The 25,637-nt window shown below is 36.1% G+C and carries 27 protein-coding genes and 3 tRNA genes; 19 read left to right on the top strand and 11 right to left on the bottom strand.

Annotation, left to right across the window (positions count from 1 at the left end):
* Positions 1 to 18 precede the first annotated feature (18 nt).
* Both EIB73_RS09890 and EIB73_RS09885 read right to left on the bottom strand, forming a co-directional pair.
* The gene (locus tag EIB73_RS09890; protein ID WP_125024970.1) at positions 19 to 2,418 is read right to left on the bottom strand and encodes a TonB-dependent receptor; all 2,400 of its coding nucleotides are present in this window, start codon (positions 2,416 to 2,418) and stop codon (positions 19 to 21) included.
* A gap of 31 nt (positions 2,419 to 2,449) precedes the next feature.
* Positions 2,450 to 2,902 (bottom strand): DUF420 domain-containing protein, encoded by a 453-nt coding sequence (locus EIB73_RS09885; RefSeq protein ID WP_125024968.1) that lies wholly within the window; start codon positions 2,900 to 2,902, stop codon positions 2,450 to 2,452.
* Between the two features lie 141 nt (positions 2,903 to 3,043).
* Between EIB73_RS09885 and EIB73_RS09880 the strand changes: the two genes are divergently transcribed.
* From EIB73_RS09880 to EIB73_RS15350, 4 genes are all read left to right on the top strand, one after another.
* Entirely contained in the window at positions 3,044 to 4,081 is a 1,038-nt protein-coding gene (locus EIB73_RS09880) for a sensor histidine kinase (RefSeq protein ID WP_125024967.1), read from the top strand.
* Positions 4,078 to 4,797: a LytR/AlgR family response regulator transcription factor gene (locus EIB73_RS09875; protein WP_125024965.1), complete on the top strand. Its 720-nt coding sequence runs from the start codon at positions 4,078 to 4,080 to the stop codon at positions 4,795 to 4,797. Before EIB73_RS09880 ends, EIB73_RS09875 begins: the two co-directional genes overlap by 4 nt.
* 487 nt (positions 4,798 to 5,284) lie before the next feature.
* The gene (locus EIB73_RS15220; protein WP_262706693.1) at positions 5,285 to 5,467 is read left to right on the top strand and encodes a sigma factor; all 183 of its coding nucleotides are present in this window, start codon (positions 5,285 to 5,287) and stop codon (positions 5,465 to 5,467) included.
* A 26-nt stretch (positions 5,468 to 5,493) separates the two neighbouring features.
* Entirely contained in the window at positions 5,494 to 5,610 is a 117-nt protein-coding gene (locus EIB73_RS15350; protein ID WP_228411225.1) for a sigma factor-like helix-turn-helix DNA-binding protein, read from the top strand.
* A 528-nt stretch (positions 5,611 to 6,138) separates the two neighbouring features.
* Here EIB73_RS15350 and EIB73_RS09865 read toward each other — a convergent pair.
* The 3 genes from EIB73_RS09865 to EIB73_RS09855 all read right to left on the bottom strand — a co-directional run bounded on the left by EIB73_RS09865 (position 6,139) and on the right by EIB73_RS09855 (position 6,421).
* Positions 6,139 to 6,222, bottom strand: a tRNA-Leu gene (locus EIB73_RS09865).
* Between the two features lie 6 nt (positions 6,223 to 6,228).
* Positions 6,229 to 6,304, bottom strand: a tRNA-Gly gene (locus EIB73_RS09860).
* Positions 6,305 to 6,339: 35 nt separating this feature from the next.
* A tRNA-Leu gene (locus tag EIB73_RS09855) sits at positions 6,340 to 6,421 on the bottom strand.
* 160 nt (positions 6,422 to 6,581) lie between these two features.
* Here EIB73_RS09855 and EIB73_RS09850 point away from each other — a divergent pair.
* The 8 genes from EIB73_RS09850 to EIB73_RS09815 all read left to right on the top strand — a co-directional run bounded on the left by EIB73_RS09850 (position 6,582) and on the right by EIB73_RS09815 (position 12,882).
* Complete coding sequence (locus EIB73_RS09850) at positions 6,582 to 6,965, top strand: DUF3127 domain-containing protein (RefSeq protein ID WP_125024963.1); 384 nt, start codon at positions 6,582 to 6,584, stop codon at positions 6,963 to 6,965.
* Positions 6,966 to 7,021: 56 nt separating this feature from the next.
* Positions 7,022 to 7,678, top strand: a complete 657-nt coding sequence (gene aat, locus EIB73_RS09845; RefSeq protein ID WP_125024961.1) for a leucyl/phenylalanyl-tRNA--protein transferase — start codon at positions 7,022 to 7,024, stop codon at positions 7,676 to 7,678.
* Positions 7,668 to 8,582: a DMT family transporter gene (locus EIB73_RS09840; protein WP_125024959.1), complete on the top strand. Its 915-nt coding sequence runs from the start codon at positions 7,668 to 7,670 to the stop codon at positions 8,580 to 8,582. The genes aat and EIB73_RS09840 overlap by 11 nt, the downstream gene beginning before the upstream one ends.
* Before the next feature lie 136 nt (positions 8,583 to 8,718).
* A complete protein-coding gene (locus tag EIB73_RS09835) occupies positions 8,719 to 9,372 on the top strand; it encodes a CBS domain-containing protein (protein ID WP_125024957.1) in 654 nt (217 codons plus the stop codon).
* Positions 9,373 to 9,377: 5 nt separating this feature from the next.
* Complete coding sequence (locus tag EIB73_RS09830; protein WP_125024955.1) at positions 9,378 to 10,244, top strand: NAD kinase; 867 nt, start codon at positions 9,378 to 9,380, stop codon at positions 10,242 to 10,244.
* Between the two features lie 72 nt (positions 10,245 to 10,316).
* Entirely contained in the window at positions 10,317 to 11,384 is a 1,068-nt protein-coding gene (gene fbaA / locus EIB73_RS09825) for a class II fructose-bisphosphate aldolase (RefSeq protein WP_125024953.1), read from the top strand.
* 82 nt (positions 11,385 to 11,466) lie between these two features.
* The gene (accD, locus tag EIB73_RS09820; protein WP_125024951.1) at positions 11,467 to 12,318 is read left to right on the top strand and encodes an acetyl-CoA carboxylase, carboxyltransferase subunit beta; all 852 of its coding nucleotides are present in this window, start codon (positions 11,467 to 11,469) and stop codon (positions 12,316 to 12,318) included.
* A 54-nt stretch (positions 12,319 to 12,372) separates the two neighbouring features.
* Positions 12,373 to 12,882 (top strand): DUF6973 domain-containing protein, encoded by a 510-nt coding sequence (locus EIB73_RS09815; protein WP_125024949.1) that lies wholly within the window; start codon positions 12,373 to 12,375, stop codon positions 12,880 to 12,882.
* A 3-nt stretch (positions 12,883 to 12,885) separates the two neighbouring features.
* Here EIB73_RS09815 and EIB73_RS09810 read toward each other — a convergent pair whose 3' ends face one another.
* On the bottom strand, positions 12,886 to 14,124 hold the full coding sequence (locus EIB73_RS09810) for a PQQ-dependent sugar dehydrogenase (RefSeq protein ID WP_125024947.1): 1,239 nt from the start codon (positions 14,122 to 14,124) through the stop codon (positions 12,886 to 12,888).
* A gap of 136 nt (positions 14,125 to 14,260) precedes the next feature.
* Here EIB73_RS09810 and EIB73_RS09805 point away from each other — a divergent pair, with 136 nt between their 5' ends.
* Genes EIB73_RS09805 through uvrB form a run of 5 tightly spaced genes read left to right on the top strand, consistent with a single transcriptional unit; the run spans position 14,261 to position 19,300 of the window.
* A complete protein-coding gene (locus EIB73_RS09805) occupies positions 14,261 to 14,629 on the top strand; it encodes a BlaI/MecI/CopY family transcriptional regulator (RefSeq protein WP_125024945.1) in 369 nt (122 codons plus the stop codon).
* A gap of 4 nt (positions 14,630 to 14,633) precedes the next feature.
* Positions 14,634 to 16,022 carry a M56 family metallopeptidase gene (locus tag EIB73_RS09800; protein WP_125024943.1) on the top strand — a complete coding sequence of 463 codons (1,389 nt, stop codon included), beginning with the start codon at positions 14,634 to 14,636 and terminating at the stop codon, positions 16,020 to 16,022.
* Between the two features lie 24 nt (positions 16,023 to 16,046).
* Positions 16,047 to 16,862: a GLPGLI family protein gene (locus EIB73_RS09795; protein ID WP_125024941.1), complete on the top strand. Its 816-nt coding sequence runs from the start codon at positions 16,047 to 16,049 to the stop codon at positions 16,860 to 16,862.
* A complete protein-coding gene (locus EIB73_RS09790; RefSeq protein WP_125024940.1) occupies positions 16,859 to 17,272 on the top strand; it encodes a hypothetical protein in 414 nt (137 codons plus the stop codon). The genes EIB73_RS09795 and EIB73_RS09790 overlap by 4 nt, the downstream gene beginning before the upstream one ends.
* 33 nt (positions 17,273 to 17,305) lie before the next feature.
* Complete coding sequence (uvrB, locus tag EIB73_RS09785) at positions 17,306 to 19,300, top strand: excinuclease ABC subunit UvrB (protein ID WP_125024938.1); 1,995 nt, start codon at positions 17,306 to 17,308, stop codon at positions 19,298 to 19,300.
* Here uvrB and EIB73_RS09780 read toward each other — a convergent pair.
* The 4 genes from EIB73_RS09780 to EIB73_RS09765 form a co-directional block, all read right to left on the bottom strand.
* Positions 19,297 to 19,563: a DUF3820 family protein gene (locus EIB73_RS09780; protein ID WP_125024936.1), complete on the bottom strand. Its 267-nt coding sequence runs from the start codon at positions 19,561 to 19,563 to the stop codon at positions 19,297 to 19,299. The genes uvrB and EIB73_RS09780 overlap by 4 nt on opposite strands.
* Positions 19,564 to 19,571: 8 nt before the next feature.
* Positions 19,572 to 20,654, bottom strand: a complete 1,083-nt coding sequence (locus EIB73_RS09775) for an AI-2E family transporter (protein ID WP_125024934.1) — start codon at positions 20,652 to 20,654, stop codon at positions 19,572 to 19,574.
* A 79-nt stretch (positions 20,655 to 20,733) separates the two neighbouring features.
* Entirely contained in the window at positions 20,734 to 21,465 is a 732-nt protein-coding gene (locus EIB73_RS09770; RefSeq protein ID WP_125024932.1) for a beta-carotene 15,15'-monooxygenase, read from the bottom strand.
* A gap of 70 nt (positions 21,466 to 21,535) precedes the next feature.
* Positions 21,536 to 22,258 (bottom strand): hypothetical protein, encoded by a 723-nt coding sequence (locus EIB73_RS09765; protein ID WP_125024930.1) that lies wholly within the window; start codon positions 22,256 to 22,258, stop codon positions 21,536 to 21,538.
* Positions 22,259 to 22,346: 88 nt separating this feature from the next.
* Between EIB73_RS09765 and EIB73_RS09760 the strand changes: the two genes are divergently transcribed.
* Both EIB73_RS09760 and EIB73_RS09755 read left to right on the top strand, forming a co-directional pair.
* On the top strand, positions 22,347 to 23,291 hold the full coding sequence (locus tag EIB73_RS09760; RefSeq protein ID WP_125024928.1) for an aminodeoxychorismate synthase component I: 945 nt from the start codon (positions 22,347 to 22,349) through the stop codon (positions 23,289 to 23,291).
* Positions 23,275 to 23,901, top strand: a complete 627-nt coding sequence (locus EIB73_RS09755) for an aminotransferase class IV (RefSeq protein ID WP_125024926.1) — start codon at positions 23,275 to 23,277, stop codon at positions 23,899 to 23,901. Before EIB73_RS09760 ends, EIB73_RS09755 begins: the two co-directional genes overlap by 17 nt.
* An 11-nt stretch (positions 23,902 to 23,912) precedes the next feature.
* Here EIB73_RS09755 and menD read toward each other — a convergent pair whose 3' ends face one another.
* Positions 23,913 to 25,577 carry a 2-succinyl-5-enolpyruvyl-6-hydroxy-3-cyclohexene-1-carboxylic-acid synthase gene (menD, locus tag EIB73_RS09750; RefSeq protein ID WP_125024925.1) on the bottom strand — a complete coding sequence of 555 codons (1,665 nt, stop codon included), beginning with the start codon at positions 25,575 to 25,577 and terminating at the stop codon, positions 23,913 to 23,915.
* Positions 25,578 to 25,637 lie beyond the last annotated feature (60 nt).

Here is a 25,637-nt window from a genome sequence, read left to right as displayed (position 1 = left end):
TTTTTAAAATGATGGAAACTAAAACTCGAATATAAATCCGAAGTAGGGAAGTGGAGAAGATCGTTTGATATCCTCATAATTAAGATTGTAGATCTGCTGATCTTTCGGTGCACCAGGATTACTGATGACGCCGTTTCCATCTGCATCGCGGTCTAAACCAATCACCGGTAAAGCACTTGGATTATCGGATCCATACACATTTACCACATCCACATAGAAAGTCAATTGCCATTTGTTAAAAATCCATTTCTTTTCCACGCGGAAATCTAACTGATGAACCAGGTTTCCACGAAGCGTATTGAGTTGGGAAAAATCCGAAACAGGTCCGTTGGTAATATTCCAGTTGTTGACGAGTTCACTTCGGTCAATATCATACGGCGTTTGCGGAAAGCCACTTTGCAGGCGGAATCTTGCACCGATATTCCAGTTTCTTTTAAAATATTTCCCACCGGTCAATGATAAAATATGTCGGCTGTCCCAGCTGGATGGCAATAAATCACCTTGTGCATCACTGAATTTAGAATACCCGAAAGTGTAGGAAGCAATTCCATAAAAATCATTGACGGTTCTTTTTTGCGCTAAAACTTCCAAACCATAAGTTTCGCCGGTTCCACGACTGTCTAAAGGTTCCGTTCCTACCACACCGAAATCACCACCAAGATTAGCGAGCGAAATTTGATTTCTCAAAGAGAAAGGATAATTCTGGTATTTTTTATAATACCCTTCCAAAGTAAGACGCAGATTGTTTTTACCATTAAATTCAAATCCTGAAACAAATTGAGTGTTTTTGATATATTTCAAAGTGTTCTTGTTCACCAAATTTCCATTCTGCTGAAAACCTAACGCCGTGTAAGTGGGCAACATATAATAAATCCCGGCAGTGGCGTTAAAAGAAAAACGCTCGGCAAACAAATATTTTAAAGATGCTCTTGGAGAAAACTGTTCTAAAGGATCATTGGTAAGCTCAGAATAATTGCTGGCGTCTAACCGGAGGCCGGCAGAAACTTCCATCTTATTGTCGAATAATTTTTTTGCACCCTGAAGATAAAGTCCATACTGAAACAGATCGAGATCAGAATTTGTTTGATCGGTGACCGGTCCGTTTTGAGTGACGGTTTTTACAAAAGACCGATTGGTAAAGTTGGAAAAATTAATATTGGCACCCGAACTCAATTTATAATCCGAAATCCGGAAATTACGGTCTATACGGATTTTATTTTCACTCTCCTGAGAATGATAATCCAGTAATAAATTCTCCGGGATTTCTATGTTTTTAAAATATTTGGTCGATTTATTATCGAGCATGTTTCTGCTCCACGTAAAAAGCCAGTTACCGTTTTCTACCAAATGGCGATATCCTGTTCCGATGGTATAATTCCATTGTGGCGAAACGGGCAACCTTTCAATTAAACTTTGATTGTACAAAGATTCGTTGGCATTTTCATTAAATTTAAATTCATCAACGGCACCTAAACCAAGAAAATAAAGTTCATCACCGGACTTGAACTTTTTAGAGATCTTAAAAGTAGCATCGCTGTAGGACGGTAAAAATGGAAGTCCCATCGCTTTAAATAAAAACTGAAGATTGGATTTTCGCGCGCTGAAAAGTCCGGTCCAGGATTGATCTTTGGAAAGTGGACCATCGGCCATCAACTGGATATCATCAAAGCCGATGACTCCTTTGTAACCGATTTTATCTTTTCGGGCCTGTTTTAAATTAAATTCGAAAAGGGAAGATAAAGCGCCGTTTCGATTCGCCGGAAAAGCACCGCTGTAAAAATCGACATCTTTAATAAAATCAATGGTAAGGATTCCTTTTGGTCCACCACTCGCTCCTTGCGTTTGAAAATGATTGATTACCGGAACTTCAATTCCGTCAATGTAGAATTTATTTTCAGCCGAAGAACCGCCACGAATAAAAAGATCATTTCTAAAAGTGGCCGTTGTCCCAACTCCTGGAAAAGAAAGGATGGCTTTTGAAATATCACGGTTAGATCCCGCATTTTTCTGTACTTCTTCACTCGTAATATTTCGCAGGGAAAGCGGACTTTCAGCCGTAGATTTATAAGCTTTTTTGGCGATAATGACTTCATCAATATTTGCCATGGCCAGTTTCGTAAGTCCAACGGAGAAACTGATGTTTTGATTCGGTAAAACGTCGATTTCTTTTAAAAGTCCTTCTGCATAACCTTCCGCAGAAATTTGAAACTGATAAACGCCAACGGGAAGATTGGTTAAAAAAACATTTCCGTCGCCTTGAAAATTCTGTTCCGTGGAATTTACTGCTACGGTAGCAGAAAGTGCTTTTTTGCTAAAGTCATCATACACATTAATATTAATACTTCCGGTTTGGGCAGAAAATTGGGATGCTAGAAACAGCGTAAAAATTAAAACGATCTTAAGAATAAGATTTGTCATTTTTTTATATATTTTAAAATAATGAGCGAAATTATATGAAATCGAGGGACATTAAATACACAACTAATGCGGTAACTCCGGTGTAAACCAAGCCAACAAACACCACAACTCCTACTTTTTTATGTGTAACTGAAAATTTTCCGGGAAGTGTTTTTTGAAATTTCCGCCGAGATTTTATGATTAAATAAGTCCATATTATATAAGTCAAAACGGCACCTATAATATGTGCGGTCAAAATCGTTTTAAAAACTGGATTATCGGCGTGGGAACTGCCTCCATACATACTTCCGGAGCCTCCCGAGAAACGAATTAACAATTCCAAAACCAAAACTGCAGCGATACAAAATGCATAAATCAAGGTTTGTATTTTTTTATGAGTTACAAGGTCTTTTTGTTTTACTTTCCTGATGGCGTAATAACTAAAAATTGGGGCGATTAGCGTGACAACTAAAACTGCGGTCATAATGAAAAATGTAAAATCCATGAATGTTTTTTTTTAATAATGCAAAAGTGCACTTTAGCCGAAAGCAACTCAAATTTATTAGACGAACTCCAATTTTTTCACGACGAGTTTTTCTTTTATGGTTAGAAATTGATTTACCTTGCAATTTCCAGAAACTTAAAAATGATCCGAAAATTATTGCCACACCTTTTCCCTTGGATTCTACTTGCAATTGTGCTTCTACTCTTAGTTCCTATGGCTTATCCGGTAGAATTGCCGCTGGAATATCACTTTTACCACTTTATTTTATTTTGGCTGCTGCTTGCCATATACTATTGGAATGTTAATTATCTCTTACCAGTCATTCATAAAAAACACGGCCTTTTTTATTATATTTTGTGCATAATAGCAATCGCGATTGCATCGGTTTTTTTAATGGAATTGGTTTCTAACGCTTTAAATATTCGCGAGTTAATGCATCAGAAATTAAGACCTGGTGAACCTTACGTTAAAAAAAGGAATATCTTTATCTTCTTTTATATCATTATTTTAGTCACCATAATTTTAGCAACCGGAGTTATTTTAGAACTGGTAAAAAAGTGGAATCAAGAAGAGAAACACAATATCATTCTTCGGGAAGAAAAATCGAAAGCGGAGTTATCGACATTAAAAGCCCAGATTCAACCGCACTTTTTCTTCAACACGCTCAATACGATTTATGCGCTTTCCCATTCCGACGTTCTACAATCTCAGGAAGCTTTGTTACAACTTTCTAAAATGATGCGGTACGCCATGAATGAAAAAAATCGCGGGAAAGTACAATTAGAAGAAGAAATTGGTTTCATTAAAAATTATCTGGATCTCATGAAACATCGTCTGCCTAAGAACGTTGATTTCAAAGCTGATATTTTGGACGTGAATACAGACTTGGAAATTGTTCCGATGATCCTGTTAACCTTTATTGAAAACTGTTTCAAGCACGGAATTACGACCGAAAAATCCTGTGAAATTATCATTGAAACTGCGTTGAATGACACACGGTTTACTTTAAAAACACAAAACGAAATCTTTGAAAATAAGGTGAAGTCTTTGGACTCGTCGGGAATTGGAATTGATAATACCATCAAACGCTTAGATATTCTTTATCCGGGGAATTACACTTATATTTCGAGGAAAGAAGACGGAAAATATTACTGCGAACTGCAAATTGATCTGAAATGAAAATACGCTGTGTTGCCTTAGATGACGAACCTTTAGCTCTGAAACTGTTGTCTGAATTTATCTCTAAAGTAGATTTCTTACAACTTGAAGCTTCATTTTCCTCCACGCCCGAAGCTTTAAAATACATTTCTCAAAACGAAACCGACTGTGTTTTTCTGGATATTGAAATGCCGGATCTCAATGGGATCGAACTGAGTAAAATCCTGAATAATTTTGCTAAAAAGCCCGAAATCGTTTTTGTAAGTGCTTACGGAAACTATGCCGTAGAAGGCTTTAAACTGGACGTTGTGGATTTTCTTTTGAAGCCTTACAGTTTTGAAGAGTTAAAAAATTCTGCCCAAAAAGTTTTAACTTCCATTGAATTAAAAACCAATAAAAGCAACGATTATTCTAACGATTTTTTCTTTATTAAAATTGATGCGCAACAGGTCAAACTGAATTCCTCCGAAATTCTCTATATCGAAAGTATGCGGGATTATGTGAAAATTTATACCAAGAACCGGGAGGTTCCGTATATTCCCTTAATGACGTTAAAGAAAATAAAAACACTTCTAAATGCGAACAATTTCCTACAAATCAACCGCTCCCAAATCATTAATACTTCAAAAATAAGTTCTTACGGAAAAAATAGTCTCGTCGTTGCAACTAAAAAATTTGTAATCTCAGAGAAATTTCAGGGTGGATTTGAGAAAAGTAAAAAGAATTTTACTCAATAGTCTTTATGTATTAAGTTTCCTTTCAAAAATTAGCGACTACCTTCACTTGCTTTTTTTTCTTATAGTGTAATTATTTCAGAGTGGGTAAGATGGGGGTGATTTTTGCAACAAATTGTAAAATTGAGTAAATGCTTAGAGTTGAATTCTAAATGATAATTTTAATCATAACCGCACACTTTTCGCACATTTGCGTAAATTCGTTGTTAAAACATCTAATTGAAATGAAACTTGATTGCTTTGTAAAAGAAAAAAATCAGAGAGTGAAACTTACGCAGGAGGAATTTATAGAACGTGCAGGTTATACCATATGTAATTGTGGAAATTGCAAAGAAAGGAACTGTGCTTATTTCCAATGTAAATGCAGGAAATGCGGTTGCTCTAACTAAACTAAAGGTCAGTGGATAGTGACCTTTGTACTTTATGTATTAATACACAAACCGTTTGATATGATTTAAATAGCGAAGTATATCTTATTATTCTTAAGAAAGTGAAGGATAAAACTGCTGCGACCGACATTTTACAAAATAACTTCCTAAAAGTACATGAATATGTATATCATCTTAAAACAGCTACAAAAGTTAGGGCTTGGGTCTTTCAAATTGTTAGAAATGAAATAATAAACTATTTCCACCAGCAATCATTACACGTGGAACAGGTAAAAGAAAATTAAGAAAATTCTAAACGAAGATTATCACGATGCGTGCTGTTTTGATCAATTTTCTACTTGATCTCCCCGAAAAATACAAACTCGTCATTGACTTGATTTATATCGAAGGGAAAAAACAGAAAGAAATTGCTGCTTTAACCGGTTAAGCACTCGAAAATGTGAAAATGAGAATTAAAAGAGCGAAAATTATTTGGAATAAAATTTTTGCCGAATGCTGCAAATATCAATTGGATAAACTGAGAAATTTCAGGTGAACCGAACTGTGCGGGTTGTGCGACATCTTGAAAAATGATAAACTTGAGAAAGGAAGTAGAGGTCTACTTCGTCTATGTTTTTTGCAAAAAGTTATAAAATCTAAACTAAAAGATAATTATGTTAACATTTAACATTTTTCAATAACATCAGTTAAATGATTGGTTTTCTGATATTTACATTCATCAAGGTGTTCAATATGAATGTTTAAAAATAAAGTATTTCGAAATAAAGAGTTTTGTAGTAATTGCAGAGGCGCTAGATATTATAATAATAATTAAAATCAATTGTTAAATGCAAATCATTATAAAATACAAAATTTTTGTTTAAACTAATTTTAAAAACTTTCCTTTAAAGTCCCCCTTCTGTTCCCCCTAAAAATAAAAAACCCTCTGTTAACTTGCGTTACAGAGGGTTTGAAGTACCTCGGACGGGACTTGAACCCGTACATCCTTACGGACACAGGATTTTAAGTCCTGCGTGTCTACCAATTCCACCACCAAGGCAAGTAGTGGAGCGAAAAACGGGATTCGAACCCGCGACCCCGACCTTGGCAAGGTCGTGCTCTACCAGCTGAGCTATTTTCGCATCTGTATTTTTATTAAAAAATACTTCTAAAAAAGTGCGGATGAAGGGACTCGAACCCCCACGCCTCACAGCACCAGATCCTAAGTCTGGCATGGCTACCAATTACATCACATCCGCTAAATGAACTCTTTCTCTTTTTTTGTGAGTGCAAATATAAAAGATTTTTTCTAACTAATCCAAACTATTTTTTTTATTTTTTATTTTTTTCGAAAATAACGCCAGAACTTTCTTTTTATCTCCATTTTTATTACTTTTACCCTCTTAACGAATTTATATCATGGAATTACAAGGAACAGTAAAGAAAATAACTGAAGTTCAGACATTTGCGAGTGGATTTCAAAAAAGAGAAATGGTGCTGATGACCGAAGAACAGTACCCTCAACCTATTAATATTGAATTTCTGCAGGAAAAAGGAGATTTATTAAATCCACTAAAAGAAGGTGATAAAGTGAAAGTTTCTATCAATTTGAGAGGTAGAGAATGGACTTCACCACAAGGAGAAGTGAAATATTTCAACTCAATTACCGGTTGGAGAGTTGATAGCTTAGGAGAAGGTGGCTTTAATGAACCTACTCAAGCAACTCCGTCTGCAACAACACAAGCGGCTCCGGCACAAGGAGGAAATGTTTTCGAAGAAGACGAAGATGACTTGCCTTTTTAAAAATTAAGTTTTAATTACTATAAATCCTGCTTCATGAAGCAGGATTTAATTTTCGAATGATACTTCTAAATCCCAATGAAATTTCTTTTCCAGATCCTGCCTTGCTCGATTCCGAGTCAGGCATCATGGCAATTGGAGGCGATCTGTCTGCCGATCGGTTAGCTTTTGCCTATCAAATTGGTCTTTTTCCCTGGTTCAATCCCGATGAAGAGATTTTGTGGTGGTGTCCCGATCCCCGTTTTGTGCTTTTTCCCCAAGAGTTGAAAGTTTCAAAGTCAATGAGGAAAATTTTGCGGGATAAGATTTTTACTTTTACTGAAAATACGTGTTTCCGAAAAGTCCTGGAAGAATGTAAAAATATTTACAGAAAAGATCAGGACGGAACCTGGCTTTCTGATGAATTGATTGACTCGGTTGTCGAACTGCATCATCAGGGAATTGCAAAAAGCATCGAAGTTTGGCAAAATGATGAATTGGTCGGTGGTCTCTACGGAATACAAATCGGTAAAGTTTTTTGTGGTGAAAGCATGTTTTCAAAAGTTAGCAACGCGTCAAAAGCGGGTTTTATTAATTTTATTCAAAGCCATTTAGATGAAATAGAATTGATCGACTGCCAGATCCACTCGGAACATCTGGAAAGTTTAGGCGCAAAAATGATTACTAAAAAGGAGTATTTAAATATTTTAAAAAATAACAGCAACTATGAATCCTGAAAAAGAAAAATGGGTTTTACTGATAGTGCTTTCCATTATTTGGGGTTCTTCATTTATATTAATAAAAAAATCACTGGACCATTTCAGTCCGTACGAAGTTGGTGCTTTAAGGGTTCTGATTGCCGGCATACTTTTGCTGCCAATGGCAATCAGTAATATTAAAAAGTTCCCGAGAAAACATATAAAATGGTTGGTCTTGGCAGCGATCACGGGAAATTTCATTCCTATGTTTCTTTTTCCTATTGCCGAAAAAGCGGTCAGCAGCAGCATTGCGGGAATTGTAAATTCAATGATGCCCATTTTCGTTATTATTGTTGGATTGCTTTTCTGGAAATTTTCAACAACGAAAAGACAATTAGTTGGCGTTGCCATCAGTTTTTCGGGTGCGTGTATATTAGCACTCTCGGGTGGTGAAAGTGGAGATTTAAAATTGTTTCCTATCGTCTTACTATTGATCGCTACTTTGGGTTACGCGATTTCAATGACGACTGTAAAAGCAAAACTCCATGAAATCCCCGCAAAAATCCTTTCGGCTTTCGTATTTTCCTTTGTGCTTATTGTGCCGTCACTAGTTGCTTTAGTGCTTTCTGGATTTTTTACAGACCTTCATCCAGATCGGAGTTTATTTATTGGATTGGGATTTGTGAGTTTGCTTTCCATTTTCGGAACTGGTTTGGCCATGATGATGAATTATCGCCTACTCAATATTTCTACGCCTTTGTTTGCCTCCACCGTCACTTTATTAATGCCGGTTGTCGCTGTGATCTGGGGGATTCTGGATGGGGAAAAACTTACACCCATGCAGTTTGTAGGCGCATTTATTATTTTGGGAGGACTCATTTTTCTGCGTGCAAAAAGCCCTAAAAAAGAAAAACCGCAAGACCCAAAAGTCGTGCGGTTTTAAATAAATCTAATAAAAAGTAAAAATGAAAGGCGACAAAGATATATAAAAGATATAATACGTTGCAAATAATATTTTGTTAATTTTAAAATATTTTTAAAACACACTTTCTTTTTTAATATTTTCCTAAATTTGGCTAATGTTTATTAAAGATTACATCTCCAAAGATTATCCGGCATTCAATACCAGTGATTCCATAGAAGAAGCGAATGAAGTGGCAAAGGAATTCGGCTACTCGCACGTCTTTATAAAAAAGAAAGGAATTTATCAGGGAGCTTTGAGTCAGCAGTTTTTGGAAGAAAGTCCGGAGGGAAACCTTGCCTCTTTAGAGCATCACTTCGAGAAGTTTGCGCTGCTTGATGACGGTAATATCCTGGATTCTATTAAATTATTTCACACCTTTAATACGAATATTATTCCCATCATCACAAAGCAAGAAAAGTATCGCGGATATTTTTCCTGTGATGATGTCTTTAGTGAATTTGCCAAATATCCCTTATTTTCGGAAACTGGAGCTTTACTTGTCGTACAGATTCACAGCAAAAACTATTCGATGACCGATGTATGTAAGATCGTGGAGTCTAACAATGCTAAAATTTACGGGTGTTATATCAGCTCATTTGTTGATGAAGAGGTGCAGATTACTTTAAAGATCAGCAGTGAAAATCTTAGTTCGATTGATGAAACCTTTGAAAGATACGGCTACAACGTCGTTCACAAATATTACGATGACGAAAAAGAAGAACTGCTAAAAGACCGGTTCGGATTTTTTCAAAAATATATGGAATTTTAAACCCAATGAAAGTAGCCGTTTATTCCCAAAAAAATGATTTAGATACCTTCTTGTATCTGAGTAAATTTGTATCTGAACTTGAGAAAAGAGGAGTTCAGGCCGTGTTATACGAAGAAATGGCCAACGCAATGCAGTTCTCCAAGAACTTTGAAACCTTCGCCGGCAAAGAAGATTTAAGATCCATGAAGGTCGATTTGTTTTTTACTTTCGGCGGTGATGGAACAATCGTTAATTCTTTAATTTTTGTTCAGGATTTAGAGATTCCGGTGGTGGGAGTAAATACAGGACGTTTAGGTTTCCTCGCAAGTTTTACCAAAGAAGAAATCTTTTTAGAGCTCGATGATATTATAAAAGGAGAAGTTAAAATCAGCAAACGTTCGGTCATTGAAATCGTATCCCCGAACAATTCCATGTTTTTCCCTTTTGCTTTAAATGACTTAACCATTTCAAGAAAAGAAACTACGGCGATGATCACGGTAGAATCTTATATTAATGGTGAATTTTTAAATACATTTTGGGGTGATGGGATTATTATTTCCACGCCAACGGGTTCTACGGCTTACTCATTAAGTTGCGGAGGACCAATCATTACTCCAAATAATGACACTTTTGTTATTACCCCGATTGCGCCGCATAACTTAAATGTGCGTCCTTTAATTGTAAATGATAATGTTGAAATAAGATTGAATGTGAAAAGTAGGGTTCCGCAATATTCACTATCACTGGATTCCCGCCTTTTCCATATGGAAACTGATGTTGAAATTATACTCAGAAAAGCACATTTCAAAATTTTGTTGATCCATCCCAATAATTTAAGTTTTTATGAAACCATCCGTCAGAAACTGCTTTGGGGCAATGATAAAAGAAATTAAATATTTGACTTAAAATTCCTAACTTTACTGTTCCAAAAAAAGGACAATAATAAATCTATAAAAATACTGATTATGAGCAGAGCATTTCCAGCTGGTGTTGCCACAGGACAAGTGGTAACCGACATTTTTCAATTTGCAAAAGAGAATAAGTTTGCATTACCCGCAGTTAATGTCATTGGTTCAAGCAATGTAAACGCAACCATGGAAACAGCTGCAAAGCTAAATTCGCCCGTAATTATACAGTTTTCAAACGGTGGTGCTGCTTTTAATGCAGGAAAAGGCATGAGCAACGACGGCCAAAAAGCGGCAATTTTGGGTGGTATCGCTGGTGCAAAACACATTCACACATTGGCAGAAGCTTATGGAGCAACGGTAATTTTACATACCGATCACTGTGCAAAAAAATTATTGCCTTGGATTGATGGCTTGATGGATGCAAACGAAGAGTTTTTCAAACAGACCGGAAAATCTTTGTATTCTTCTCACATGCTTGATTTATCAGAAGAACCTATAGAGGAAAATCTAGATATTTCCTGCAAATATTTCGAAAGAATGGCAAAAATGGGCATGACTTTAGAAATCGAGCTTGGGATTACCGGAGGGGAAGAAGATGGTGTTGATAATTCCGGTGTAGATTCATCAAAGCTTTACACGCAACCTGATGAAGTGGCTTACGCCTACGAAAGATTAAATGCAATTTCTCCTAATTTTACGATTGCTGCAGCTTTCGGAAATGTACATGGCGTATACAAACCTGGAAATGTGAAGTTGACTCCGAAAATTTTAGATAATTCTCAAAAATATGTTTCCGAGAAATTCGGTCTTGGAGCGGAGCCAATTAATTTTGTTTTCCACGGTGGATCCGGATCTACTTTAGAGGAGATTAGAGAAGCGATTGATTATGGAGTTATCAAAATGAATATCGATACCGATTTGCAGTTTGCTTACACAGAGGGAATTAGAGATTATATGGTTGAGAAATTAGACTACCTTAAATCTCAAATTGGAAATCCTGAAGGCGCAGACAAGCCAAATAAAAAATATTATGATCCAAGAGGTTGGGTTAGAAAAGGAGAAGAAACCTTTAGTAAAAGATTGGTTCAGGCTTTTGAAGACCTGAATAATGTAAATACACTTTAATTATAAATGAAGAATAATAGATTTGACAAAGTATTTTGTTTAATTTATGATCTGAAATTTAAATTCTAAAATTTAGAAATATATGGCATTCGACTGGTTTAAAAGAAAGGCACAGAATATTACGACTTCAACGGAAGATAAAAAAGATGTTCCTAAAGGACTTTGGCATCAGACTCCAACCGGAAAAATTATCGAGCACGAAGAATTAAAAGCGAATAATTACGTGTCGCCAGAAGATGGTTTTCATGTGAGAATTGGCAGTCGCGAGTTCTTTTCAATCCTTTTTGATGATAATAAATTTACGGAGCTGGACGCAAATGTGGAAAGTGTAGATATGTTGCAGTTCAAGGACACAAAATCGTATACTGACCGACTGAAAGAAGTGAAAGCCAAAACTAAGCTTACTGATTCGATCCGTAACGCAGTAGGTACGGTGAATGGAGAAAAAATGGTGATCTCTTGTATGGATTTCAGTTTCATTGGTGGTTCTTTAGGTTCAGTGATGGGCGAGAAGATCCGTCGTGCGGTTGATTACTGCATAGAGAACAGATTGCCTTATATGATCATTTGCCAGTCAGGTGGTGCACGAATGCAGGAAGCAACCTATTCATTGATGCAGCTGGCAAAAGTTCAGGCAAAATTAGCACAGCTTTCAGAAGCTGGGTTATTGTATATTGCTTATTTATGTGATCCAACATTTGGTGGAATTACCGCTTCTTTCGCAATGACCGCCGATATTATAATGGCAGAGCCCGGAGCATTAATTGGTTTCGCCGGCCCACGTGTGATTCGTGAAACTATCGGTAAAGATTTGCCAGAAGGTTTCCAAACTTCAGAATTTCTGCAGGAAAAAGGTTTTGTTGATTTCATTGTTAAAAGAACAGAAATCAAAGATAAAGTGTCAAAAACTGTGAGATTGTTAAGCCACGCTTAAGATTTACAACCTAATTGATAAAATCTCACCTCGCAGGAGGTGGGATTTCTTTTTATGAGAAACGTCAAAATTATATTTAATGCTTTGCAATCTTTAAGCTTCAGTAAAATTATGAGGCTCTTAAGATTAACACTGTCACATCCTTTGTTTTCGATCATGGGGCTATATGCCACGTTAAAAAGTTTCTCCTTAGCGCAAAAACATTTCCCGAAAACCCACTCCAACAATGGGGAAGGAAATGCATTTCGTCATGCGCTCTGGACTTGCCTTATTTTAATGTACTGCTGCAAAATTTCTTCCCCGAGAAAAGCCTTGGATTACTGTAAGAAAATGACCGATATGCACGAAGAACTTTTCCCCAACAAACCTCTGGAGACAAAGATGGATCTGCATAACAACCAAGTAGGAATGGACTATTTCATGGAATTATTGACCGGAATTCACCGTCAGTTTTTTGAAACGAGTTTTTTCGTTGACGAACTCAAGAATAAAACAAAAGCTGCAAAAGTCTTAAAAAGTTTAGATGATGATTTTCCCGGAAGTTTGGTTTATTTAGAAAACTAACTCCTACTTTTTCGATATTTTATAGAGTTTTCCACTGTCCGTAATGCCGTAAAGATTTCCGTCATATCCATTTAACACATCGCGGAAACGTTCTTTTTGGTCTTCCAGCAACCATTCTTCGCCGACAACTTTATTATCTTTAATGACGAGTCTAATGATTTTTTCACCACTCAAACACCCGAGGAATAAATTGTTTTTCCATTCTTCCATCGTACCGTTGTAAAAAGTGATTCCACTCATTGAGATTGAAGGATCCCAATAATAAACAGGTTGTTCTGTACCTTCTTTTTGTGTTGTTCCGTTATTAATTTTTTTACCGCTGTATTCTAATCCATAAGTAACATCGCCCCAGCCGTAATTTTTTCCGGGTTGAATAAGGTTAACCTCGTCGCCTCCTTTTGGACCCATCTCCGCTTCCCAAAGTTGACCTTTGTCGTCCATTGCCAAACCTTGTGGGTTTCGGTGTCCGTAGGAGTAGATTTCCGGTTTATATTTTACGTTGCCGATAAAAGGATTTACTGGCGCAGGTTTACCCTCTTTTGTTATTTTTAAAACTTTACCCAAATAAGCCATCGTATTTTGAGCTAAGGGTCTGGTTTCCATATCAGAACGTTCTCCTGTGCTTACAAATAGATATCCCTCTTTGTCAAAAACCAAACGGCTTCCGTAATGTAATTTGCCATCGTAAGTTGGTGTAGCTCTGAAAATAACCTGAGGATTTTCGATCATCTTTTCGTTTTCTGAAAGTTTTCCTTTACCCACTGCCGTGTGATTTCCATCTTCAACGGGTTCTGAAAATGTATAGTAAATCATCCTGTTATTTTGGAAGTCTGGGTCCAAAGCAACATCGAGCAGTCCACCTTGAGCATTGGTATCAACTTTTGGGAATCCCTCGACTTTTGAAATTGTTTTCCCGTCCGGAGAAACAATATTCATAAAACCTGATTTTTCTGTAATTAAAAATCGTCCATCGGGAAGGTTGATGATTCCCCAGGGTTTTTCTAAACTTGAATTGATAATTTCTACTTTGTATTCAGCCTTTGTTTTCAGACCTGCTATTCTGGATTGTCCTGCAAAAGCAGACTGATAGGAAGGTGCATTCTTATCGGCAGTTTCAGGATTGGGAAGTTGACCACTTTGACCAGCCATATTATTTTTTTCAGATGTAGATTTAGAATTTCCAGTACAGGAAATCATTAAAATCAAACAAAATGAAGACAGTTTAAGAATTTGATATTTCATAATGATATGCGTTAAAGTGTGATGTATTGGTAATTTGTAATATTTTTACTACGTAAATATAAACAATTTAGAATAAAATGTTGTGTAATTGAAATATTCATTCTACATTTGTAGAACAAAATATAAGATTGTAGATATGAAACATAAATTAACAGAAGCGGAAAAAGAGGTTATGGATATTTTATGGGATCAAAAAGCCGCCTTCATGAAAGATATCTTAGAAAAATATCCGGAGCCAAAACCGGCATCCACAACCATAGCAACTTTACTGAAAAGAATGCAAACGAAGAATTTAGTGGGATATAAACTTTTTGGAAATTCAAGACAATATTTTCCGAAGGTTGATAAAGAGACCTATTTCAATCAAGAGATGAACTCCATGATTGACCGTTTTTTCAACAGTTCGGTTTCTCAGTTTGCCTCTTTTTTCGCAAACAGCAAAAAGCTGTCGCAAGAACAGCTAAAAGACCTTCGGGATATCATTGATCACCAAATAAAAGAATAAAAAGATGGAAACCTTAATTTTTAAAATCGTACTTTCTTCTGCGTTGTTGATTGCCTTCTATTATTTGTTTTTAGAAAAAGAGCGAAGTTTTAAATTCAACCGGAGTTTTCTACTTTCTGCGGTTGTATTTTCCTATATTGTGCCTTTTATTCCCTATAATTCACCTTTTAAATCTTATGATAATCCGCAACTGATCATCGGTGAGGGGAGTTTAGAATTGAATGCAGCGAGCGTGAATGTTGCTCCATCCTTTGACTGGATGAAAATCCTATTTATCGCCTATCTACTGGTTTCCTTATTCTTTTTGATCAAATTTATTTATTCCTTTCTGCGGCTTCAATTTTTAAAAGGTGAAATGCGGACTTACAAGAATCAAAAAATTCTGATCCTCCAAAAAAATTACGCGCCGTTCAGTTTTATGGGAACCATTTATTTAAGTAGAAAATATCTCGTTGATGATCAGATTGATAACCGAATTTTTCTACACGAGAAATGTCATGTGGAGGAAAAACACAGTTTGGATATTCTGTTCATTGAGTTTTTAAAAATATTTTCCTGGTTTAATCCTGCCTTATTTTTTTATAAAAAAGCCATGATTGCCAATCACGAATTTTTAGCAGATCAATATGTTTTACAAAAGAATTATGATGTTAAAAACTACCAGTATTTAATTTTAAATGAAATAAAAATGGCGCAAAGTTTCAACCTTACGCACCAGTTCGATTTTAATAACACCAAAAAAAGATTTATTATGATGACTTCAAAAAACTCCAGATTAGCCGGAATGAAGAAAGTTATTCTTCTTCCAGTTTTTGCGATTTTATTTGCTTCTTTCACCAAAGAAAAAGAAGTGCTAATTCCTTCTACTACGCCAGAAATTAAGAAAAACCAGAATATTGCATTTTCTGAGAACAATAAGAAAGCAGCAGAAACTATTCCTCAGTTCTTCGAAAATTCTTTGGAGAAAGACATCGTGAAAATTGATACGATTAGAAAGGAAAAGAAAATAGTGGCAGAAAATGCGTTTCCAACGTCGCCTCCACCACCACCTCCACCAGCAGAGCCACGTGAATCGGTAGATGTTTTACCATCTTATCCAGGCGGAATCAACGAATTTCGCACGTTGGTTAGTAAAAATTTTGACACGACGGTTTTAACTGGGCAAGAAGGTTTAATGAAATCGACTATTTATTTTACAATTGATGAAAACGGAAATGTGTCGGATTTTATGAGCGAAGGTGAGAATCCAAAGTTTAACGAGGAAGCCTTAAGAAGCATAAAACTTTCAAATCAAGAAAAAAAGTGGACACCTGCAACGAAAGATGGTCAAAATGTATCTTATGTTTTTAAAATGCCTTTGACAATGGTTTTTCAAGGGTCTGCTAAGAAATAGATTTAATTAAAAAATTTAGACAGCATGATTAAACAATTCATTATTAGCATTACCGTATTCGCTTTTAGTTTCGTCTTCTCCCAAAATAAAAGTTTCGTTTATGAATTAAAATTCAAACCGAATCCGACAAAAGACAGCATCGCTACGGAAAAATTTGCGTTAGATATCAATGATGGGAAATCAATGTTTAGAACATTAAAAGACAAAGAAGCAGATTCTACGTTTCATGCTACGAAGAGATTAAGTTTTATGACTACTTCTTTTAAGGATTTCAAAAGTGTTTCGAAAGATCTGAAGACGAAGGAAACGAAGAAATTTATCAATAATTTTCAAAAACTCTTTACCGTCAAAATCGATGAAGACCTGGTTTGGAATATTGAGAAAGAAACAAAGGAAAGCTTAGGAATGAAAGCTCAAAAAGCAACTACAAGTTACGGTGGCAGAAAGTGGACTGCGTGGTTCACCAATGAAATTCCATTACAAGAAGGACCTTATGTTTTTTATGGATTACCTGGCTTAATTACTGAAATTAATGATACTCAGAATGAGTATCATTTTTCCTTAGTTCAAATTAAAAACTCTGATGGAAAATTGTACGAGAAAGAAAAAGCCTTACCTATTTCCTGGAAACAATATGAAAAATTAGCACTGGCTTATTATTCTGATCCGACCCGGGAAATAAATGGTAAAAATGCAGGCGGAGCAGTTGTGATGAAATGGGTTGATGAAGAGGGCAACGAATTGATCCCAAATTTTAAAGAAATGAACGAAAGTGAGCAAAAAATAATCCGCGAGAATAATAACCCAATTGAATTAAATCATAAAATAAATTACAAATGAGAGTACTTTTGTTCTTGCTTGTTTTAAGTTTTATTTCCTGCACACCTTTTTCTAAATATTCTAAATTTAATAAAACACAGAATTGTTATGAGGCTTATGTCTGCATTTCAAATAATTCGCTTCAATTAAAGTATCAATCTTTCGGGGGTTTTAAATTTGCAAATGATAAAAAGGCTTACAAAAATCTGCAAAAAGGAAAGAAATCACCTTTCAAAAATATTATTATGTACGGCTGGTCGAATAATTTAAATGGAGATTATTATCTACTTTTAGATAACGAACGGCATCCTGAGAATTATCAATACAAAGACACCATCATTCAAAACAGAAAAATTACGATTGCTTTGAGCAATTCCGTGACGTACAAAACAAACACCGATTTTCTTTTGAATTTTAAACTAAACAAATAAAATTCAGTGTTTTAAATTGTTTATTTTTGTAGGATGAAATTCCAACTTCAATCAGAATATAAACCTACCGGCGATCAACCAACTGCCATAAAAAAGTTAACCGAGGGTCTCGAAATCGGCGAGAAATACCAAACCCTGCTTGGGGTAACTGGCTCCGGAAAAACATTTACCATAGCCAACGTTGTCAATAATGTGCAGAAACCAACTTTGGTTTTAGCGCACAATAAAACCTTGGCAGCCCAGCTTTTTATGGAGTTCAAAGAATTCTTTCCGGAAAATGCCGTAGAATATTTTGTCTCTTATTACGATTATTACCAGCCTGAAGCTTTTATTGCTTCCACGAATACTTATATTGAAAAAGATCTCTCCATTAACGAAGAAGTTGAAAAATTACGTCTGTCCGCAACGGCAAGTTTACTTTCGGGCCGCAGAGATGTTTTGATTGTTGCTTCAGTTTCCTGTATTTACGGGATCGGAAATCCGGCTGAGTTTCATAAGTCCTTGATTTCTATTGAGAAGAATCAGAAAATCACAAGAACAAGTTTGCTTCATTCTTTAGTAAATGCTTTGTATGCCAGAACGTTGAACGAGTTTCAGCGTGGCACATTTCGGGTAAAGGGAGACGTAGTAGATGTTTTTCCTGCCTATGCAGATAACGCGGTTCGAATTCAGTTTTTTGGGGACGAGATTGAGACTATTCAGTCTTTTGATCCGGTTTCCGGGAATGTGATGTCTAATTTTGATGAAATTATCATTTATCCCGCCAATCTTTTCGTGACTTCAAAAGAGACGCAGCAAAATGCCATTCGTGAGATTCAGGATGACATGGTAAAACAGGTTGATTTCTTTAATGATATTGAAAAACCTTACGAAGCAAAACGCCTGCAGGAAAGAACTGAGCTGGATTTAGAAATGATGAAAGAGCTTGGGTATTGTAGCGGAATCGAAAATTATTCCCGTTATTTTGATGGTAGATTACCCGGATCACGGCCTTTCTGTTTGCTGGATTATTTCCCCAAAGATTATTTAATGGTTATTGATGAAAGTCACGTGACTGTTCCGCAGGTTCACGCCATGTACGGTGGTGACCGCAGCAGAAAAGAAGTGTTGGTGGAACATGGTTTTCGCTTGCCGGCGGCTATGGATAACCGTCCTTTGAAGTTTGAGGAATTTGAAGCCATACAAAATCAGGTCATCTATGTTTCTGCCACGCCTGCCGATTATGAATTGGAAAAGACCGGTGGGGAATATATTGAACAGCTCATTCGCCCAACAGGATTATTGGATCCTGTAATTGAAATACGTCCTTCTTTAAATCAAATTGATGATTTAATGGAAGAGATTGAGAAAAGAGCCCAAATCGACGAAAGAACGTTGGTCACTACGCTGACTAAAAAAATGGCGGAAGAACTGACCAAATATTTTACAAAGTTCGGTATCCGAACCCGTTATATACACTCTGATGTGGAAACGCTGGATCGTATTCAGATCATGCAGGATCTACGCGTTGGTTTATTTGATGTTTTAGTGGGCGTGAATTTACTTCGGGAAGGTTTGGATTTGCCGGAGGTTTCTCTTGTGGCGATTTTAGATGCTGATAAAGAAGGGATGCTGCGTTCGCGACGATCTATGATTCAAACCGTTGGTCGTGCCGCCAGAAATTTAAATGGAAAAGCAATTTTATACGCCGATAAAATGACCAAATCAATGCAGGCAACCATTGATGAAACCAATTATCGTCGCCAAAAGCAAATGGAGTATAATGAGAAACATGGAATGGTCCCGACTTCCTTAAACAAGAAAATTTCAGAAGTTTTGGTCGGTCGAAGCAAAGATTTCCCGGATCCAAAATATACTCAAAAGGAAATTCTTCTTAAGGTTGCGGAACAGAAACCCAATTTCGGCAGTGCAGATATTGAGAAATTGGTGGCGCAAAAACAGAAAGCAATGGAGGCAGCTGCTAAGAATCTGGATTTCATTAAAGCTGCAAAATTACGCGACGAGATTAATGCTTTGAAAACAACCTAGAATTTATAGACGGTTTTTTTCGGTGCAGATTTGGGAATTTTCTTTCTTAAAGGAGTCAGCAGATCCATCAATCCATTCATTTTAATTTCAAAGATGGTCGAGAGTTGCATTCCTAATTTTCCGGCGGGCATTCCCTGGCGCTGAAACCATTCCAGATAGTTAATCGGTAAGTCTACCAGCAAGGTTCCTTTGTGTTTTCCAAAAGGCATTTCGGTTTCGCAGATTTCCTGGAGAATTTCCGGACGAAGTTCAGGGTTAGGCATTTTAATTTCTAAATGTTTAAATCAATTTTTTCTTCGATCTCTTTTGGTTCGGGCATGATCAATTCCACTTCGTCTTCCGCAAACTCATCTCTGTATACTTGGATAAGAAGAATCGTAATAGATATTAGGATGGGTCCAAATATTAAACCCATAAATCCGAATAGATTTAATCCCATAATGATTCCAAACACGGTATTCAGAGGGTGAATGTTTTCTAATTTTTTTAATAACGTAAAACGCAATAAGTTATCTGTTAACCCAACTACGATGAGACAATAAGCGGCAAGTCCTAAACCCGGACCAACTTTTCCCTCGGCAATCATAAAAATACAAACGGGTATATAAACAATGGCAGCTCCTACAATCGGTAACATCGAGCCGACGCAGGTTAAGGCAAAAAGTAAAATAGGGCTCGGCGCTCCAAAAATAAAGTACCCGATCACTGCAATAATTCCCTGTCCCAATGCTACAACTGGAATACCGATCGCATTGGCAATAACCATTTTTTGAATTTTTTCCCCTAATAATGTCACATTCGCTTTTTTCAGCGGAGCTGAACTTTTCATCAACCGTTCAAAAAGACGTGGTCTATCCAGCATGAAATAAAGAATGAAATACATGGATGCAACAACAGTGAAAGTATTAAATGTTCCGCTTAAAGCAGAAGTAGAAAATTTCCCAACACTATCTTTAAGTTTTGTTAAATTATCTTTACTCAGAATATCAATACTTGTTTTTGAGTAGATAAAGTCGTGAATTTTATCAATAAAAACATTGAATTTTTCCATATAGACAGATGCGTTTCCTAACTTCTCAATCAATAAGTCTACAATGAAATAAACTGGTAAAATCAGCATTATCAGCGTTGCTAAAATAATCACTAATGAAGCCGCCCATGGTTTCCAGTTAAGCTCTTCCTGTAAATAAAGATTGTATTTACGTGAGATAATATAAAGCGTAATCGCTCCTAAAACAGATGGAATAAACAGTGCCAAATGGTAGCAGATTAATCCGCCCATAACAATGATGACCAAAAGTAGGAGAACCTGCTTGATCTTTTCTGAACTTATTTGATTGGTTTTATTAGGCATGGTTTCGAAGTGAATTTGCGAACCGCTATCGGAGTTTTCAACAAGACAGCGGTAATGCAATAGTATTTAAAGAATAATTTTATTTATTAATTGCCAGTGGTCGCGGCCTTCCACAGAATGCACAATAAGTAGAGTACATCACAACCATTAAAAATAACGCCGTGAAAACGATTCCGATTCCACAAAGAAATACACCCGCGAAACTGATTAAAATTCCCAAAGCCGAAGCTCCTAAGAATGTTCCGTAGTTATCTTTGGCAATAGTAAATGATTTACTTAGGGCTTCTGAAAAAGAGGCGTTCTCAAATAATAAAATAGGATATCCCAACATGAAAAATGGCACCACGAAGAAAGCTGGAATAACGCATAATGTAAATGAAATTCCGATCACGATGCTCGAAATAAGGGCGTAAATAATAATGTTTAAAAAGTTCTGTTTGAACCCAATGAACATATCAGAAAAACTCATCGGTTCTTTTAAATTGTATTTATTGGCGACGTAAATTACTCCAACATACAGCGGCGTCATGAGCAAACTTACCAATCCTGATAATCCATAATAGGCTTTAAATCCCGGAATAGACCACATGGTGGTAGACAAAGTTTCGGGTGAGGTCTGGATTTCCTCCACAAACTCAGAGGAATTAAATCCTGAAAGCGGCTGAATCAGAAACGAAATGACCAGCGATATCAATAACGCACCGACAGCATATAAAAACACGCCTTTGTAAATATCAAATGCGTGCGAAATAATTGCACCCGTCGATTTTTCCGGTCCTATAGGTTGGTCAAATTGTTGAAAAGTCTCCATAGTTTTATTTTTTTTAATGTTTTCAAATTTATAGATTATTAATTATAAAATTAGTAAAATAATTGAAAATCTATGCGTTTTCCTTGAATAAATTTTGGTATAAGGTGTAGATGATGGCATGCCAAAAAGGAAAAGTCAGAAGAAATCCAAATCCAAACAATATAAGACCCGATAAACTGAATAGTATCCCAATAATAACGGCGATGAAAATCGTCGTAAAGTCTTTCTTAAGGCCCGAAATGGTCAATTTTATTCCTTGAAAAGTATTCACATTCATAAAAAACATGAGTGGAACCGAAAACAGGGTGATAAAAATCCAGACAAATCCCAGCAAAAAGAGAGCGTTCGCATAAGAGAAAATAATAGTCCAGAATAAATAGAATCCAAAAAACTTAAAGAAGGTAAAACCTAAATATCCTGCAAACAGATCATTCATTACCACTTTTTCTTTAAGATCGATTTTTCGGTAGATTTTGTAAAAGCCAACATTCAAAGGGTTCAGAATACCAAACAGAAAGAAGATTCCCAAAATAAATCCCTGAGCTTGTGGCAACCTTGCAATTTCTTCAACTTTTTTATTAAAAGCAGGGAAATCGGTTTGGAGCAGTTCCCGGTGCTGGTTCAGTTCATCCCACAAACCGAAATAACGGAAGAGATAAAAATATCCCAGGAAGAAAAGTGAAAAATACAACAGACTGAAAGCGAGTTGATAAAATAAAGTTTTGTTCCAGTAAAAAAAAGCTGCCTTTAAAATTTGCTCTAAGCCGGCTTTTTGCGGGTAATTATTTTCCATGGCGCAAAAATAGGGAAAAGGTTATGATAATTATCAAAAAGAGTATTTTTGCGCCATGCTAAAAAATGTTCATCCTAACTTTCATAAAATGGACGAGCTTTCCCAAAAGAAAGTTCCCTTCTTTTTTATGATTGATTTTTTGGTACAAAAAGTAGAAGTTTTCGAAGAAAGTGCACTAGACAAAAATGGTTTACTTATTGATTTTAAATCATATACAAATGCAAATGAGCCCTTAATCGAAAGTCGGGAAATTCATCTTAAAGCATTTCCGGAAAGTAGGGAAATATACCGCCGGGGTTTTGATAAAGTGCAACGGGAAATTAGGTTAGGCAATTCTTATCTTACCAATTACACCTGCAAAACAGAAATTGAGATCAACCTTAGTTTAAAAGAAATTTTCTATTTATCGAAAGCGAAATACAAAATACTTTACAAAGATCAATTTGTCTGTTTTTCCCCTGAAACTTTTGTTGAGATCATTGATAATGAGGTTTTTACGCATCCAATGAAAGGGACAATTGATGCCTCAAAGGAAAATGCCATAGAAGTTTTAAAAAGTGATATCAAGGAAAAAGCAGAACATTATACGGTGGTTGATCTTTTACGAAATGACCTAAGCATGGTCGCTGATGAGGTGCAGGTGAATGAATTTCAAAGAATTGATTTCATAAAAACAAAGCAGAAGAATCTGTACGCCATGAGTTCGGAAATTTCCGGAAAGCTCAAACCTGAATTTCAAAACAAAATAGGCAGTTTGATGAAAACCTTACTTCCGGCGGGTTCAATTCTTGGCGCGCCAAAACCCAAAACTTTAGAAATAATTTTAGATGCAGAAAGCTATGAACGTGGTTTTTACACCGGAGTTTGTGGCTGGTTTGACGGTGAAAATTTGGACTCTTGTGTCATGATTCGGTTCATTGAAAAAGAAAATGAAAAACTTTATTTTAAAAGTGGTGGTGGCATCACCCATTTGAGTAATTTTGCCGACGAACATCAAGAAATGAAAAATAAAATTTATGTCCCAATTCATTGAAAGTATTAAAGTAGAAGACAAGAAATTATTTCTGTTAGATCAGCATCAAAAACGCGTTAATGAAACGTTTTCCTATTTCGGCAAAGCAGAACCTCTAGATTTAGCAGCAATTTTTAAAAGTCTGGAACATGATGAAGATGGTTTGTACAAATTTAAGATCACCTACGATCTGACCGGAAAGTACCGCACGCAACTGATTCCCTACGCCATATCTGAAATCGCCGATTTTCAGCTTGTAGAGAATAATATTTATGATTTTTCTTTCAAATTTGAAGAGCGTAAAGAACTCGAAAAAATGAAAATCCTTTCAAAGGCTGCGGAAATAATCGTTGTTAAAAACAATCATATAACCGATTCGTCTTATTCTAACCTCTTATTTAAAAAGGGAAAAGAGTGGTTTACGCCAACGACCTATTTGCTAAATGGTGTTCAACGACAGCATTTACTGAAAACAAAGAAAATTAAAGAAGCCGAAATTACTTTGCAAACATTGAGTGAATATTCTCACTTTCAGCTTATTAATGCTTTGAATGAGTTTGATGATGTTGTAGTTTACCCACTTTCAAAAATTAAAAATTTGCCGAAGAAATCCGAGGAAACCTCGATCTGATATTAAAAGGTCTATTTTAAAAATTCAAAATATTGTTTCAGAACTTCTGCATTTTCAATGTGTGAAGTATCGATCTCCAGGATTTTTGCTTTTTCATCGTGTTTAAAGAAGTTATCCAAAACGCGTAATAGCGTGTCTTCATCATCAACTTTGGTGTAGGCAAAACCAAAATGCTTGGCTACATGCTCGGCATTTTTATGATGTTTTGTAAGGATAAATTCATCCAGAGCATTGGTAGAGCTTGGTCCCGGAATAATTTTAAAAATATCACCGCCGCCGTTATTGAATACGATAATTCGCGTGTAAGGCGGTATATAGTTATTCCACAATCCATTAATATCGTAAAAGAAACTCATGTCTCCGGTCACTAAAACGGTTTGTTTTTCGTCTTTCATCGCAAATCCCATCGCAGTGGAAGTGGAGCCATCGATTCCGCTCGTTCCGCGGTTACAGTAAACGTTGTTTTTCTGAAAGTCAAAAAGTTGGGCATAACGGATTGCGGAGGAATTGCTGATATGTAAACTGATATTCTCAGGTAATTTTTGGGACAGAATTTCAAAAAATTTAAAATCTGAAAAACCGGCGCTCACACAATATTCTTTGTGCTTCAGATCTCTTTTATCCCGAAGAACATCCCATAAATTAAAATAAGGACTTGGTTCCAATGCTATGAAATTCAGTAATTTCCCAAAGAATTTCTCCGGCGCTGTCTTTACTTTTTCAGTTAAAGAAAAAAACGTGTCAGGATGCCAAACTTCGTCAATATGCCAGTGGCTTTTCGGATTTGCTTTTCGCAAAAACTGTTTCACTTTTTTAGAAACAACGTTCTGGCCCACCGTAATTAGCAAATCGGGCGCATACATTTTATATTCTTCTTCACTAAAATTAAAAATATAGCGGTCGATGTGAGCAAAGAATTTTTCGTGCTTTAAATTAGAATTGGCTTCTTTTAATACCACAACACTGTGGTTTTTAACCAATTGAGATAACTGCATTTCAAGTTCTTCACTATGATCTCTGGTTCCTACGAGAATCAAAATTCTTTTAGAAGTATTCCATTCTGCGACTAAATTTGGCGGCAAGTCATAAACATTTTCCCGAATTGTTTTTTCCACCGAAGGAAAATGCGGAAGCTCAGAAACCATCTCATATAAAGGTTCCTCCAAAGGAATATTGATATGAACCGGACCTTTCTTTTCAAAGCAAACTTCAATGGCTTTTTTTATAATTGCGAAATTTTCATCGTCTGCATTTTCTGCAGAATCTTCCAATAACTGAAAATCTCCATACGAATGCTGTTGATAAAGATCTTTCTGCCTAATCGTTTGCCCGTCAAAAATATCCACATAATCTGTGGGGCGATCTGCAGTTAAAACGAGTAGTGGAGTGTTTTGATAAAAAGCTTCAGTAATTGGCGGATAATAATTTGCGGCAGCAGAACCGCTCGTACACGTAATTGCCACGGGCTTTTTAATACTTTTTGCCATTCCCATTCCGACAAAACCTGCACTTCTTTCATCAATAATGCTGTAACAGTTAAAATCGTCTGTTTCCGAAAAGTGAATTGCTAAAGGTGCATTTCGGGAGCCCGGCGATATTACAATATCGTAAATTTCGTATTCTTTTAGCAGATGCGCTAATATTTGGATGCTTCGTTTGGAAGAGAATTGTTTCATATTCTGAGGGGATTGCTGCAAATTTACTCATAATAAAAATTTTAATCTAAAAAATATTAA

This window comes from Kaistella carnis, assembly GCF_003860585.1.
GTDB lineage: Bacteria > Bacteroidota > Bacteroidia > Flavobacteriales > Weeksellaceae > Kaistella > Kaistella carnis.
Note: the sequence above shows the minus strand (reverse complement) of the source record. Positions and strands in the feature narration are given on the sequence as shown.